This window comes from Nocardiopsis sp. NPDC055551 (assembly GCF_053619415.1).
On record NZ_JBSHJJ010000007.1, the window covers coordinates 50,278 to 64,955 of the forward strand.

12 protein-coding genes are annotated in these 14,678 nt (G+C 70.8%); 5 read left to right on the plus strand and 7 right to left on the minus strand.

Going from position 1 to position 14,678, the window contains the following annotated elements; all coding sequences use genetic code 11:
* Positions 1–276: 276 nt before the first annotated feature.
* Positions 277–1,230, plus strand: a complete 954-nt coding sequence (locus tag ACWGSK_RS14175; protein ID WP_452455983.1) for an aldo/keto reductase — start codon at positions 277–279, stop codon at positions 1,228–1,230.
* Between the two features lie 34 nt (positions 1,231–1,264).
* On the opposite strand, the gene ACWGSK_RS14180 is transcribed toward ACWGSK_RS14175, so the two are convergent.
* Positions 1,265–3,532, minus strand: a complete 2,268-nt coding sequence (locus tag ACWGSK_RS14180; protein WP_358513041.1) for an LLM class flavin-dependent oxidoreductase — start codon at positions 3,530–3,532, stop codon at positions 1,265–1,267.
* Positions 3,533–3,631: 99 nt separating this feature from the next.
* On the opposite strand from ACWGSK_RS14180, the gene ACWGSK_RS14185 reads away from it, so the two are divergent.
* On the plus strand, positions 3,632–4,162 hold the full coding sequence (locus ACWGSK_RS14185) for a MarR family winged helix-turn-helix transcriptional regulator (RefSeq protein WP_358513039.1): 531 nt from the start codon (positions 3,632–3,634) through the stop codon (positions 4,160–4,162).
* A gap of 117 nt (positions 4,163–4,279) precedes the next feature.
* The gene (locus ACWGSK_RS14190) at positions 4,280–6,025 is read left to right on the plus strand and encodes a helix-hairpin-helix domain-containing protein (protein WP_452455984.1); all 1,746 of its coding nucleotides are present in this window, start codon (positions 4,280–4,282) and stop codon (positions 6,023–6,025) included.
* Here ACWGSK_RS14190 and ACWGSK_RS14195 read toward each other — a convergent pair whose 3' ends face one another.
* Positions 6,026–6,361 carry a TetR family transcriptional regulator C-terminal domain-containing protein gene (locus ACWGSK_RS14195; RefSeq protein ID WP_358513035.1) on the minus strand — a complete coding sequence of 112 codons (336 nt, stop codon included), beginning with the start codon at positions 6,359–6,361 and terminating at the stop codon, positions 6,026–6,028. It lies immediately after the preceding gene.
* On the opposite strand from ACWGSK_RS14195, the gene ACWGSK_RS14200 reads away from it, so the two are divergent.
* Positions 6,342–7,334 carry a serine hydrolase domain-containing protein gene (locus ACWGSK_RS14200; protein WP_358513033.1) on the plus strand — a complete coding sequence of 331 codons (993 nt, stop codon included), beginning with the start codon at positions 6,342–6,344 and terminating at the stop codon, positions 7,332–7,334. The two genes, ACWGSK_RS14195 and ACWGSK_RS14200, sit on opposite strands and share 20 nt — an antisense overlap.
* On the opposite strand, the gene ACWGSK_RS14205 is transcribed toward ACWGSK_RS14200, so the two are convergent.
* The 5 genes from ACWGSK_RS14205 to ACWGSK_RS14225 all read right to left on the minus strand — a co-directional run bounded on the left by ACWGSK_RS14205 (position 7,285) and on the right by ACWGSK_RS14225 (position 11,780).
* A complete protein-coding gene (locus ACWGSK_RS14205) occupies positions 7,285–8,046 on the minus strand; it encodes an SDR family NAD(P)-dependent oxidoreductase (protein WP_358513031.1) in 762 nt (253 codons plus the stop codon). The two genes, ACWGSK_RS14200 and ACWGSK_RS14205, sit on opposite strands and share 50 nt — an antisense overlap.
* Before the next feature lie 89 nt (positions 8,047–8,135).
* Positions 8,136–8,900 (minus strand): enoyl-ACP reductase FabI, encoded by a 765-nt coding sequence (gene fabI, locus ACWGSK_RS14210; protein WP_358513029.1) that lies wholly within the window; start codon positions 8,898–8,900, stop codon positions 8,136–8,138.
* A 29-nt stretch (positions 8,901–8,929) separates the two neighbouring features.
* On the minus strand, positions 8,930–9,634 hold the full coding sequence (gene fabG / locus ACWGSK_RS14215; RefSeq protein WP_358513027.1) for a beta-ketoacyl-ACP reductase: 705 nt from the start codon (positions 9,632–9,634) through the stop codon (positions 8,930–8,932).
* A gap of 185 nt (positions 9,635–9,819) precedes the next feature.
* Positions 9,820–10,479 (minus strand): response regulator transcription factor, encoded by a 660-nt coding sequence (locus ACWGSK_RS14220; protein WP_358513025.1) that lies wholly within the window; start codon positions 10,477–10,479, stop codon positions 9,820–9,822.
* A complete protein-coding gene (locus ACWGSK_RS14225) occupies positions 10,476–11,780 on the minus strand; it encodes a sensor histidine kinase (RefSeq protein ID WP_452455985.1) in 1,305 nt (434 codons plus the stop codon). Before ACWGSK_RS14225 ends, ACWGSK_RS14220 begins: the two co-directional genes overlap by 4 nt.
* A 331-nt stretch (positions 11,781–12,111) precedes the next feature.
* Between ACWGSK_RS14225 and ACWGSK_RS14230 the strand changes: the two genes are divergently transcribed.
* Positions 12,112–14,673: an ABC transporter permease gene (locus ACWGSK_RS14230; protein WP_452455986.1), complete on the plus strand. Its 2,562-nt coding sequence runs from the start codon at positions 12,112–12,114 to the stop codon at positions 14,671–14,673.
* Positions 14,674–14,678 lie beyond the last annotated feature (5 nt).

The following is a 14,678-nucleotide window of genomic DNA, read 5'->3' on the forward strand; positions in this document are numbered from 1 at the left end:
AAGGGCGCGGGCACATTCTTGTGTGGGGAGCGGTCGACTGGGGCCGCGTCACACGTCACTCGTCGCACCTCGGCCCCGGACCGGACTGTGATGACAGTACGCAGCCAAGGTGTACCCCCGACCTACGTTCGGTCAACTACCGGTGTCCGACGGCTCACGAGAACCTGTCCAGAACATCACGTCTTGGTGCTCCGGTCTCCTCGTCACTGGTGAGAGGGCCCGTCCGAAACCGGCCGAGCACCCCCGTCGACAGAGGGACAGGGTAACCTCCGCCGCATGGAACAGCGACAGGTGGGCAGATCAGGGCTCTGGGTGTCTCGTACCGCTCTGGGCACGATGACCTGGGGAAAGGACACCTCCGAGGAGGAGGCCGGGCAGCAGCTCACCGCGTTCGCGGACGCGGGCGGCACGCTCGTGGACACGGCCGACATCTACACGGGGGGACAGAGCGAACGCATCCTGGGCCGCCTGCTGCGCGGAACGGTGCGGCGCGAGGACGTCGTCGTGGCCACCAAGAGCGGCCACACCCCCGAGGGCTACCGGCCGGTGGACGCCTCCCGAAGGCACTTACTGGCGTCGCTGGACGCCTCCCTGCGACGGCTTCAGACCGACTACGTGGACCTGTGGCAGCTGCACGTGTTCGACCCGCACACCCCGCCGGAGGAGATCCTGTCGGCGATGGAGACCGCCGTGGCCGCCGGCAAGGCCCGCTACGTGGGTACCGGGAACCTGGAGGCCTGGCAGTTCGCGACCCTGGCGACCTGGCAGCGTGCCCGCCCGGACCGGGTTCCCCTGGTGAGCGCGGGCACGGAGTACTCACTGCTCAACCGATCCGCCGACCACTCCCTACGGCCCGCGGCCGCGGCGAGCGACGCCCACCTGATCGCCTGGTCCCCGCTGGGTCGCGGCGTGCTCAGCGCCAAGTACCGCAACGGGGTGCCCTCGGACTCTCGAGCGGCCTTCCCCCACATGGCGCCCTACGTCGAGCCCTACCTGGACGACCGCAGTCGTCGGGTGGTGGAGTCGGTGTGCACCGCCGCGGAGGGTCTGGGCGTGTCCCCGCTCGCGGTGGCGTTGAGCTGGGCACGCGACCAGGGCGGCGTCGCTTCCGCCGTCGTGGGGCCGCGCACCCTGCCCCAACTGGAGGAGATCCTCTCGGTGGAGAGCGTGGAGCTGCCGCCCAAGATCAGGGACGCGCTGGACGACGCCACCGCCGGCCCCGGACGCTGATCGGCCGCCCGGTCGGCCCGGTCGGTCGACCCGGTCAGTCGGCCATGGGCGGGATCGGGAAGTTGTGGTCGAAGACCCGTTCCGGGTCGTACTGAGACTTGATCGCGCGCAACCGCCCGAGTGTGGGTTCGGGGAAGGCCTGGGCCAGGACCTCGGGCCCGGTGCGTGTGTCGAAGCTGAGGTACATGCCCTGGAGTTCGCCCTCCAGCGCCGCCCAACGCGAGTCCAAGCGGTCGGCGTGTCGCCCGAGCGCGGCCACCGAGAAGTTCGCCGAACGGTGGGCGTAGGCGGTGGCGTCGCGCGCGACGTCGTTGACCACCCCACCGACCTGGCGGAACTGGGTGAAGTAGGAGTCACCGGAGGCGACCATCCCCGCGATGATCTCGGCGCTGGTGTCGGTGATGGTACCCACCAGCCCGGAACGTGAGACGGGGACGCCGGCTCCCTGGTGCGGGCCCTGGTGTGGGACGAGCAGCGCCGGGTAGGGCGCGAGCTGCGCGCGCTGGTCCAGGACCGGACCGGCCTTCAGGAAGGGTTCGAGCGCGGTGACGGCCGCGTCGGTGTCGTCGTCCGCGTACACCACCATCGCCTGCGCGATCGGTCCCTGGCCCGCGCGTCCCGTGCCCAGGGTGAGGAACGCGGTGACCTCGCGCGGCGCGGCGGTGGCGATCTCCCCCCAGGTGCGAAGGAACGCGGCGGTGGCCGCGGCGTCGTAGGTGAACTGTCCCAGTACCACGGTGTCCACGTGGGCGGCCTCGATCTCCACGGAGGTGACCACGCCCATGTTCGCGCCGGCGCCGCGGACAGCCCAGAACAGGTCGGGGTGGTGGTCCGCGTCCACACGCAGGAGCCGGCCGTCGGCGGTGACCAGCTCGACGGCGACGACGTTGTCGATGGTGAGTCCGTGGGAGCGGGACATGTAGCCGACGCCGCCGGTGGTGGCGATGCCGCCCACACCCACTCCCCCATGGTCGCCGGAGCTGATGGCGAGCCCGTGCGCGCCGAGCCGCTCGGCGACGTCGCCCCAGCGGGCGCCGGCTCCCAGGCGCACCAGCCCGGACTCGGGGTCGAGGACCTCGATCCCGTTGATCCGGCCCAGGTCGACGATCACGCCACCGTCGCTGGTGGAGGCACCGCTGATCCCGTGCCCGCCGGAGCGCACGTTGAGGGTCACGTCCTGTTCGCGGGCGTAGGCCAGGGCCTCGGCGACCCGGGCGGGCTCGTCGGGGCGTAGGACCAGGCCGGGCCGGCCCCTTTGCATGTAGCCGTGGCGCACGCCTCGGTAGTCCTTGTCGCCGGGTTCGACCGCGCCCTCGCGCAGGGACTCGGGCACGCCTTCGTAGTCGATGCCGGGGCGACGGGCGCCGAGCGCGGCAGCGGTCCTGGCCGGCCCGGTGGGGGTGCCGGCGGTGGCGCGTTCGCGGTCCACCGCCTCGCGCAGGGCGGGGGCCACCTCCGCACCGAAGATCTCGATTGTGCGCGGGTCATCGGTGCCCAGGATGAAGGTGGCCACACCGTTCTCGACCGCCAAGGGCAGGAGTTGCTCGACCCATTGTTCGGGCGGGCCCTGCAGGAAGCCGCGGTCGACGGGCGAGAACGCGGCTCCGGAGAGGTTGAGCAGGCGTCGGATCTGTCGGGGGTGGCGTCCGGCGGCCTCGGCGGCGTCGTCGATGATCCGGTTGGACTCGGGCAGGTCGGCGGGGTCGAGGTAACCCAGGCTCGGCAGCCAACCGTCGGCCTTGGCGCCGACCAGGCGGAGCATGCGGGGTTTGTAGGCGCCCAGCCAGACGCCGATGTCGTGGTGGGGGCGGGGGCCGCGCTTCATGCCGTGGGCGGAGTAGTGCTCGCCCTGGGCTCGCACTCCGCCGCGTGCGTCGGCGTCCCATACCTCGCGGATGAGGTCGATGGCCTCGGTGAGGGCCTCCACCGATTGTCCGGGGGTGCGACGCGGACCGCCCATGGCGTGGATGCCGTCCCAGAAGGCGCCGGCGCCCAGGCCGAGTTCGAAGCGCCCCTTGGAGAGCAGGTCCAGGCTGGCGGCGGCGCGGGCCAGGACGGCCGGGGGGCGAAGGGGCAGGTTGAGGACGTTGCCCGCCACGCGCAAGCGTTCCGTGCGGGCGGCGACCCAGCTCAGCAGGGTCCAGGTGTCGAGGAAGCCGGGGTTGTAGGGGTGATCCTGGAAGCTCGCCAGGTCCAGGCCGGCGGCCTCGGTCACTTCGGCCAGCCCGACCGCGCGTTCGGGGTCCTGGGCGGTCGGCGTGATGAAGGTGCCGAACTCCAGGCGGTGTCCGTAGTCGGTCATGGCTTCTCCTCGGGGCGACGTGACCAGGATCATTTGTGGGACAAACGATGTTCCCTTCAACATATCTGATGAACAAACTGTTCCTGGTATCGTGAGCCCATGAGCGCCAGCACTTCGGAGGACCTTCCCGGACCCGACCTCGGGTGGTCGCTGGCCGTCCTGCTCCGCCGTTGGCACGAGCACGTCGAGCAGGCCCTGGCCGACCTGCCGCACGGCAGCCGCGGGTTCCACGTGCTCACCACGGTCGCCGCGGGCGAGCCCCCCACCCAGGCCGCGCTCGCCGAACGGCTCCTCATCGACCGCAGCGTCATGACCTATCTGCTCGACGACCTGGAGGCCGCCGACCTGGTCCGGCGCCGGGTCGACTCCAAGGACCGACGGGTGCGCCGGGTGTGCCCCACCGACCACGGGCTCTCCGTGCTGGGACGGGCCGAGGAACTGGTCGCGCACGTGGAGGAGCGCGTGTTGGGCGGACTCCCCCGAACACAGCGCGAACTCTTCCGGTCCTCCGCCGCGACCGCCGCGGACGCGATCCGGCTCAGCGCCCCCGAGACCGACCCCTGCGAGGCCGTCCTTCGGGTGGTCTCCCCGGACGTGGAGACCACCCGACCGGCCTCCGATCGCGCCTGAACACCACTTCTCCGAATGTCAAGGGCGATGGCCGGGCCCGGCCGACCCCGCACCGGATCGTCGCCGCGAGTCGATAGGCTCACCCGGAAACCATCCACCACCTGACGAGGGGAACCGGTGTCCGAGGCCGTCGAGAAGGTCAGTGCCGTCCTTGACCGGATGGGCGCCCCGCGCGCCCTCGCACCGCGTCTGGTGTCCGAGCTGGGCCCACGGTCCGCCGCCGCGTTGGACGCCGACCCATGGTTGTTGCTGCGCGTGCCGGGTGTGACCCGGGAACAGGCCGACTACTGCGCCCGCAAGCATTTGGGCGACGGCGCCCGGCCCGACGACCCGCGCCGGTTGTCCGCGCTGGTGCGACACACCCTGCGCACCGCCGCGAACCGCGGACACACGGCGGTGGAGGAGAAACGCCTGGCCACGGTGGTCGGCAAGCTGGGCGTATCCGCGCCCATGGCGGCCCTGGAGGCCGCCGTCGACGCCGAGCAGGCGGCGCTGTTCGAGAGCACCGACGAGTCCGACGACGACTTCGACTTCACCGAGGGCGGCGTCCCCGAGCCGCCCGACCCCGAACGCTTCTACGCCCTGCCCGACCTCGGGCACTCCGAACAGCGTCTGGGCACCCATCTGGCCCGACTGATCGGCGCGAACGATCCGGTGATGGACTCGCTGACCGCCGCCGAGACCGTGGAGGCGGTGGCCGAGCGCGGCGGGTTCGACCTGTCGGAGCAGACCCGCGAGGCCCTGGTGACGGTGGCGTTGCGCCCGGTCACCGTGGTGCGACACGGCCCCGGCGACCACGCCGAAACGGCCCGTGCCCTGCACGCCCTGGCCGCGATCGCCGCCGAGAGCGGCGTGGGCATCGCCGTGGTCGCCCCCACCGCCCAGACCGCGGCGGCCGTCAACGCCGACCTGGACCGGGTGAGCGAGACCGCGGCGGACGCGGAAGAGCCGCTTCGTGTCCTCTCCCTGGCCGCGCTGCTGGGTCGGGCGCCGATCGAGGCGGGCCTCGTGGTCCTGTGCGAGTCCATGTCGATGGGCACCGCGAGGATGGCCGAACTGGCGTCGGCGTGCGCCGACGGAGCGCACCTGGTGTTGCTCGCCGACCTCGACCAGGCGCCTTCGGCCACCCCCGGACGCGTGGTGATCGACGTGGCCGCCTCACGTACCGCGCATGTGACCGCCCTGGCCGACGAGACCGCTCCCGGCCCGCTCGGGGTACTGGCCACTTCGGTGGCCGCGGGCGAGTGGACCGAGGTGGAGGCGCCCGAGCGCGAGGTGGTGCGGGTTCCGTCCACCTCCGCCGAGGAGGCCGCGCACCGGGTGACGCAGCTGCTCACCGACTCCATCCCGCGTGCCCTGGGCATCGCCGTCGAGGACGTGCAGGTGGTGACCGCACGTGAGGACGGTCCGGCGGGGGCGCGTGCGCTCAACGCCGCCTGCAAGGAACTGCTGAACCCCGGCCAGGGCGCACACGGTGGTTTCGACCCGGGCGACCGGGTGCTGCTCACCGCCACCGGCCCGGGTCACGGCCCGGGCGACACGGGGTACCTGCGCGAGTTCGACGACGGCGCGGTGGTGGAGCTGTCCGATGGCTCCCGGGTGAAGGTCGCCGACCCCTCCGCGCTGCGCCACGGCTGGGCGGTCACCGTGGCGGCCGCGCACGGCGGCCGATGGCCCGCGGTGGTGACGGTGTTCCCGCCCAAGGTTCCGGTGTCGCGGCCCCAGGTGTACACGGCGCTGACCCGCGCCGTGCGGCACGTGTCGGTGGTGGACGCCACCGATGGCGCGTTGGAGAGCGGTGTGCGCGAGAACCTGACCCCCGAACGCACCACGAGGCTGGTCCAGATCCTGCGCGAGGGCTGATCAGGTCCCAGGTCGGCGGGTGTACTGACCGCACTCGCCGGTGAAGACGGTGTCGATCTCCGCTCGAACGACGGCTCGGGCACGCGTGGCGGCCACGTCGGGGTCCGTGGCCGGGTCGACCTCACCGCATTCGAAACCGTTGCGGATCGCGCGCGCGATCCGGGCGTGCGTGTCCTCGGCGGCGAGCACGTCCACCTCGGCCAGGCGGGGGTTGTCCAGGGCGCGGGCGGCCAGGGCACGGATGACGCGGTGCTCGGCTCGGCGGTCCTCGTCCAGCGGCAGGTGTTCGATGAGCGCGGCGCACACGACGTCGGCGATGGAGCGTTCGTGGCGCACGCCCTCCTCGGTGTCCGACCCGGGGAACCCGGGCGAATTCGAGTACAGCAGCGCGAACTACCTGCTGATCGGCGCGATCGTCGAGGCGGTCACCGGCACCGACTACGGCTCCTACTTGCGTGAGGCGATCCTGAACCCGGCGGGGATGACCGACACCTTCACCAACACGGAGGAGGCGCGCGCCCTGGGCCTGGCCGCCGGCCAACGCACCCTGTGGGGATTCCCGAGCCCGGTCCCGGCGCGTGTGGACGACGGCGGCGTGGCCTACGGCTACCTCGGCGGCGACCTGGACTCCCTGGCGGCCTTCGCCCGAATGCAACTCGTCGAGGATCCGCCGGTCCTGGACTCGGCCACCCTCGGCGAGGCCCGGACGGGTGCCGTCGAACGCTCCCCCGGACGCGAGTGCGGGTTGGGCTGGTGGGACGCGCCCGTGCCGGGCGTGGACGAACACGTGGTCTGGCACGCCGGCGCCACCCCGGGGTTCGCGGCGATGATGATCGTGCTGCCCGAACGCGAGCGCGCCGTCGTGGTGCCGCAGAACGGCTACGACAACCTGCGCGACGGAGAGGTCCAGGCGGTCGGGTTCGGACCGGCCCACCTATTGACCGGTGGTGGCACCCCCCTCGAACCGGAAACGGATCCGTTGGGGCCGGCCCTGGTGTGGGGTGTCACCGCCGCGATCCCACTGTCCGTGGCGGGTGCGGTCGCCACCGTGATCCACCCGCGTCGTGATCGCGTCCGACGGCGGTGGACGGGGTGGATCCGGGGTGTGTTCGCCGCGCTGTCCGTGGCGGCGGTGGTGACGCTGTCGGCGACCATCGGCGTTCGCGCGGGCCTGTTGTGGTTCCCCGAGGCCGCGGTGTCGATCCTGGTCTCCGGCGCCCTGGGCGGGTTCGCGCTCGTGACGCTCGTGGTGGTCCTGGTCAGACGCGGTCGAGGAACCCGCCGTCCACGACCAGGTTCTGACCGGTGACGTAGGTGGCGGCGGGACTCGCCAGGAAGGCCACCGCACGGGCGACCTCCTCGGGACGGCCCAGGCGTCCGGTGGGGACGCGTTCGCGGATGCTCTCGTAGAACTCCGGGTCGCTCTCGCGGCGCCGCTCCCAACCGCCACCGGGGAACTCGGTGGGTCCCGGGGAGACCGTGTTGACGCGCAGACCCTCGGGCGCCCACTCCCGGGCCAGCGAGGAGGCGTGGTGGTTGAGCGCCGCCTTGACCGCCCCGTAGGAGCGTGCCCCTGCCGGGCGGGTGACGTGCAGCGCGGAGGTCGTGGAGACCAGCACCACCGACCCACCCCTTTCGGAGCGCAGCAGGTGGGGCTTGGCGGCCTCGGTCAGGCGCACGAACGGCATGAGGTCGGCGTCGAAGCCGCGCCGCCACTGGTCGGGGGTGGCGGCGCTGCCGCCGGAGACGTTGGAGACCAGCACGTCCAGGCCCCCGAGCGCGATGACGGCGTCCTCGATGAAGACGGGCAGCGCGTCGTGGTCGGTGACGTCCAGGGCCCGGCTGAAGACCTCGGCCCCGGTCTCACCCAGTTCACGGGCGGCCCGGTCGAGCGGTTCGGGGGTGCGGGCGCACAGGGCCAGGTCGGCGCCCTCTTCGGCGAACACCTGGGCGATGGCGCGGCCGATCCCCCTGCTGGCCCCGGTCACCACGACCTTGGCCCCCGACAGTCCCAGATCCATGTCCCACCTTCTCCACTCGACTCGGCCGCCCCGATGCTACAAGGCGGGCGGCGCGATCACGCGCCGCCCGCCCCCGTCGGTGCTTCGTGTCAGGCCCCGGTGGAGTGAAAACCACCGTCGACGTGCACGGTCTCGCCGGTGGTGGCGGGGAACCAGTCGGACAGCAGTGCCACGACCGCCTTGGCCGCGGGCTCGGGGTCCTTGACGTCCCAGCCGAGCGGGGCGCGCTCGGGCCAGTTCCGGGCCAGCTCCTCGAACCCGGGGATGCTGCGGGCGGCCATGGTGCTCAGTGGCCCGGCGGAGACCAGGTTGACCCGCACGTTCCGGTCCCCCACGTACCGGGCGAGGTAGCGGGCGGTGGAGGTCAGCGCGGACTTGGCCACGCCCATCCAGTCGTAGACGGGATAGGAGACGCTGTTGTCGAAGTCGAGGGCGACCACCGATCCGCCCCGGCCCATCAGGGGCAGCAGGGACGTGGTGAGCGACTTCAGGGAGAAGGTGGAGGTGTGCATCGCCTGGGCGACGTCACTCCACTCGGTGTTGAGGAAGTTGCCGCCCAAGGCCTCCTGTGGGGTGAAGCCGATGGAGTGGACGATGCCGTCGAGGCCGTCGACGTGTTCACCGACCCGGGCGGCCAGGGTCGCGAGGTGCTCGTCGTCGGTGACGTCCAGTTCCAGGACCGGGGCTTCCCGGGGCAGGCGCTTGGCGATGCGCCGCACCAGGCCCAGGCGGCCGTAGCCGGTGAGGACGACGGTGGCGCCCTGTTCCTGGGCCAGTCGGGCGACGTGGAAGGCGATGGAGGAGTCGGTGAGCACCCCGGTGACGAGGATGCGTTTGCCGTCGAGGATTCCCATGGCGGTCCGTTCTTCGTGGTGCCGGTCGCTCAGTGGCCCATGCCGAGGCCGCCGTCGACGGGGATGACGGCGCCGGTGATGTAGCCGCCGCCGGGGCCGGCGAGGAAGGTGACCGTCTTGGCGATGTCGTCGGTGCCGCCGAAGCGGCCCAGGGGGACGTTCTTCTTGATCTCGGCCTGGCGGTCCTCGGGCAGGGCCGCGGTCATGTCGGTCTCGATGAAACCGGGGGCGATGACGTTGACGGTGATGTTGCGCGAACCGAGCTCGCGTGCCAGGGAACGCCCGAAGCCGACGAGTCCGGCCTTGGACGCGGAGTAGTTGGCCTGGCCGGCCGAACCGAGCAGACCCACCACGGAGGAGATGAGGACGATGCGGCCGAAGCGCTTGCGCATCATGCCGCGCACGGCGCGCTTGGCGACGCGGAAGGCACCGGTGAGGTTGGTGTCCAGGACCGACGAGAAGTCGTCCTCGCTCATCAGGGCCAGGAGCTGGTCCTTGTTGGCGCCGGCGTTGGCGACGAGGACCTCCACCGGACCGTGGGCCTCCTCCACCTCCTTGAAGGCGGAGTCGATCTGGGCGGAGTCGGTGATGTCGCAACGCACGCCGAGCAGCCCCTCCGGGGGTTCGCCGGAGCGGTAGGTCACCGCGACCTTGTCACCGTTCGCCGCCAGTTCACGGGCGATGGCCAGGCCGATTCCGCGGTTGCCGCCGGTGACCAGTACCGAACGCGACATAGGGGCTCCTCATTCTTTGGTGGCCTGAACAGCCACGACGTGTGTTGCTCGGATGGGGATCGCCTTGCAGCGTACCGACCTACCGGCCGGTAGCCGCAACCGAGGGCAAAGGCGTGATCAGTGACGGACCGCCACAAGAACACGGACTGTGATAAGGCGGCCCGACCGGCGATGTCAAGCGATCGTCAGGCCCAACCGGCGTCGTGGGCGAGGATGGCCGCCTGGACCCGGTTGGACATCTCCAGCTTGGCCAGGATGCGGCTCACGTGCGCCTTGACGGTGGTCTCCCGCATGCCCAGGGACCGTCCCGCCTCGGCGTTCGACTTGCCCTCGGCCACCGCGACCAGCACCTGCCGTTCGCGTTCGCTGAGCGCCGACAAACGGCTCAGGGCGTCCTGCCGTCCGGCCGCGGAGTCGGCGGGCGCGGGCGAGGCGAAACGTTCGAGCATGCGCTTGGTCACGCTGGGCGAGAGCATGGCGTGCCCATCGTCGACGGTTCGCACGGCGGCGATGAGGTCTCGCGGCGGGGTGTCCTTGAGCAGGAACCCCACCGCCCCGGCGCGCAGCGCGCTGTGCACGTACTCGTCCAGGTCGAAGGTGGTCAGCAGCACTACGCGGGGCGGCTCGGGCAGGGACGTGATGCGTTCCGCGGCGGCCAACCCGTCCATGCCGGCCATCCGAATGTCCAACAGGACCACGTCGGGGCGCAGTTCCTCGGTCAGGCGCACGGCCTCCTCACCGTCGCCGCCCTCCCCGACCACCTCGATGTCCGGGGCGGACTCCAGGATCATCCGCAGCCCGGAGCGGACCAGGATCTCGTCATCGACCAGGATCGTGCGGATCACCCTTGGTGCCCTCTTCCTCTGTCTTGCGGTTCCAACGCGTCGTGCGAGGCGGACTCGGTGGTCCCCTCCCCCGGCAACATAGCGCGCAGGCGCCATCCGCCGTCGGGGCAGGGACCCGCACTGATCTCCCCACCCGCCAAAGCCACCCGCTCCCGCAGACCCGTCAACCCGAACCCGCTACGCGGCGCCGGGTCCACCACACCCGGCACCGGACCGTTGGCCACCTCCACCTCCAACCGGTCCACCCCGTGGTGCAACCACACCCGCACCCGAGCACCCGTGGCGTGCTTGGCCGCGTTGGTCAACGCCTCCTGCACCACCCGAAACGCCGTACGCTGCACCGCCAAAGGCGACTCACCACGCCCCCCGGTGTGCTCGCACTCCACGTCCATCCCGGCACCACGCCACTGCGCCACCAACCCCGCCACATCCGCCAACACCGGCTGCGGAGCCGTGGGAGCCGCCTGCCCCTCCTCCTCACGCAACACACCCAAGATGCCACGCAACTCCGTCAACGCCTCACGCCCCGTGGTACGGATCAACCCCGCCGCCCGCTCGGTCCGCTCATCAACGGACGACACCTCCAACCCACCCGCGTGCAACACCATCAAACTCACCCGATGCGCCACCACATCATGCATCTCCCGCGCGATCCGCGTCCGCTCCGCCGTGATCGCCTGCTCGGCCATCATGTGCTGCTCACGCTCCAACCGCTCCGCACGCTCACGCAACCGCTCCACCAACTCACGCCGCGTACCGATCCACAAACCGGCGATGGTCGGTAGGACCAGGATGAACGTGGCCGTCATGACGAAGGAGATCACCGCGGAGTTGAACACGCTCGCCACGGCCAGGCACCCCAGGGCGAACCAGCCGGTGAGGACCTTGCGGTCATTGAAGTGGGCCGGGTAGGAGTACAGGCCCACCATCAGCGGGATCGGGTTGCCGTACAGCGCCAACATCAGCAGCCCGGTCAACAGCAGCCACCTCGGGGCACTGCGCCGCCACAACATCGTCAGCGAGGCCAGGACCCCGGGCACCACGAAGGCGAGGACTCCCCCGAGCAGGGTCCACCACATGCTCGGCAGGGAGTCCATGAACCTCCCGTAGACCCCGAACAGCGCCGAGAGGACGCCCAGTCCACCGCCGACCCCGGCCAGCATCGCCAGCCCACTGAAGGGCAGCGTGAACAGGGCGAAACACCAGTCGGCGATGCGCAGCCGACGGTTCCACCACCACATCCCGTTTCGCCGCGCCAGTGTCTTGGCACGGTCCACCTGTTCTCTCAGCGGGGTTCTCACGCGACCGAGTGTAGGCCGGGGCCGGGTCGTCGCCATCAGCCCCTCGGACCGTCGCCCCGTTCACCGGCCGGCGACGTTTCGCCTGCCCATAGGCGATCCGGGGCCGTGACGGTTCACCCGAGCCGACGGAACCCCCGACGAAAGTAGGGGGGACCGCCCCCCACTTAGGCGTCCCGGACCCGTACCAGGACATGCCTTTGGCCCATACCCGGTTCGGCCCGTGGACGGAGGTTTCGAGCGTTTCTCGAACCTAGCGTGACGAGCACGCCCGAACACGACCCCCGCCCCCGGCCGCACAACCCGGCCGCATGATCCAGGAGTCATCTCCGCTATGCTCCGCACCACCCTGGCCGGCCTTCGACTGCACAAGGCCCGCTACGTCACCACCGCCCTCTCCATCCTGCTCGGAGTCATGTTCATCTCCGGCACCATCGTCTTCGCCGACACCCTCGAAGCCGGTTACGACGAGTCCGTGATGGGGTCGGCCACCTCCGTCGACGCCATCGCCGTGCCCGCCCAGAGGCAGGACGAGGCGGGAGCGTTCCTGGAACCCGAACCGCTCACCGAGGAACACCTGGAACAGATCCGCTCCCTGGACGAGGTCGCCGCCGCGGACGGTGTGGTCGACGGCCACACCGTCCTGCTCGACGCCGAGGGACACGCCGTCGGCGCCGTGCCTCCCATGGGCGTCTCCGTGGGCGAGGCCACCCGTTTCACCGCGAAGAAGGGCGTCCTGCCCACCGCCGAGGACGAGGTCGCGCTGGGCACCACCATCGCCTCCGAGACCGGGTTCGAGGTGGGCGACACCGTCACCCTGCTCGACCCCGATAGCCGGGAACAGGAGTTCACCGTCACCGGACTGGTCGACTTCGGCATCGACCCCGAATACGGCTTCGGCGGCACGGTGGTCATGACCGAGGACGTCGCCCGGCGGATGACCGGGGCCGAGGGCTTCGGCGAGATCGACGTCCTGGCCGCCGAGGGCGCCACCGACGAACAGGTCGCCACGAGCGTCGCGGACCTCCTGGGAGACACGGCCCAGGTCCGGACCGGCGTCGCCTACGGGGAGGAGATCTCCGGGCTGGGAGGCGGCGAGAACGTGATCCTGCGCATCTCCCTGCTGTTGTTCGGCGTGATCGCGATGTTCGTCGCCTCCATCGTCATCTACAACACGTTCGCGATCCTCATCGCCCAGCGTCAGCGTGAGATGGCCCTGCTGCGCTGTGTGGGCGCCAAGCGCGGCCAGGTCTTCCGCTCGGTGCTGGTCGAGTCCTTCGTGGTGGGCCTGGTGTCCTCGGCCCTGGGTGTACTGGCCGGGATCGGCGTGGGCTACCTCGGCGCCTGGATCGGCGGTCCTCTGATGGGCGCCGACGTGGTCTCCTCGGTGGTGATCGATCCGAACGCGATCCTGGCCGGCCTGCTGATCGGCACCCTGATGACGGTGTTCTCCGCCTTGGTCCCGGCCCTGCGCGCCACCCGGGTGTCCCCGTTGGCGGCGCTGCGCACGAGCGCCACCGCGACCGGACTGGAGGAGGGCACCGGGTGCCTTCGCGCGGGGTTCGGTGTGCTGACCTTCATGGTCTCGGGTGTGATGGTCACCGGGGTCCGGCTCATCGGGCCGAACCCGATGAACCTGTTCGTCGTGACCGCTGCGGCGCTGCTCGCCCTCCTCGGCGTGGTCGTACTCGGACCACTGCTGGTGCGCGCCATCGTGCGCGTCCTGGGCTTCCCGCTACGCCGCCTGGGTGTGCCGAGCAGGCTCGCGGTGGACAACTCCAGCCGCAACCCACGTCGCGCCGCCACCGCCATGATCGCCCTCACCGTGGGCGCCACCCTCATCACCGGTTACTCGGTGGTGAGCGCCTCGGTCGAGTCGACCCTGACCCGGTTGTTGGACGACGCGTTCTCGGAGGACTATCATATCGAACACCAGTTCGACCCGAATGCGGCGGCCACGGACGACACGTCGTTCGTACCCGACCAGGTGCGCCTGGACTTGATGGAGGAGCCGACCGTCGCGTCGGTGTTCGGTGTACGTCGCGATTACACCGAGTCCGACGCCGCCATGGAGGGGACCGACGGAACCATCCCGGTCACCGCCTACAGCGGCGCGGAGATGGGTGTGGACATCACCCCCGAACTGGCGGAGGGCGACCTGGCCGATGTGGGCCCGGGCACCGTGGCCATCTCCGAGGAGTTCGCCGGGGACAGGGGCGCGGGCGAGACCATCACTCTGGCCTCCCCCGAAGGCGACCTGGAGTTCGAGATCGTCGCGGTGGCCGAGAACATGCAGGCCGTCTTCGGGGTGGTCGTCACCGTCGAGGAGTACGAACGGATCTTCCCCGAGGGGACCGGTGACTCCTACTTGATGGTCCAGGGCACCCAGGACGCCGACCCCGCCGAACTGCGCGAGGCCGTTTACTCGTCCGTGGACGACCACCCGACGTTGCAGGTCGATTCATTCACCGAGGTCAAGAACCAGTTCTCCCAGATCATCGACACCGCCTTCTACACGATCACGGCGATGCTGGGTCTGGCCATCGTCATCGCGGTGTTCGGCATCTCCAACACGATGGCGCTGTCCGTGCTGGAACGTACGCGTGAATCCGCGATGCTGCGGGCCTTGGGGCTGACCAAGGCCCAATTGCGCCGGATGCTCGGTATCGAGGCCGTGCTTTTGAGCCTGATCGGCGCCGGGGTGGGCATCGTCCTGGGCGTGGTGTTCGGCTGGGCGGCATGCATCGCGGTGCTGCCCAACCTGGTGTTCGCTTTCCCCGGTGCGCAGATCGCGGTGTTCATCGCGGTGGCGATCCTGGCCGGCCTGCTGGCCGCGGTACTGCCGGCCCGCCGGGCCGCGGGCACCTCCATCACCGGCGCGCTCGCGAGCGAATAGCGCCA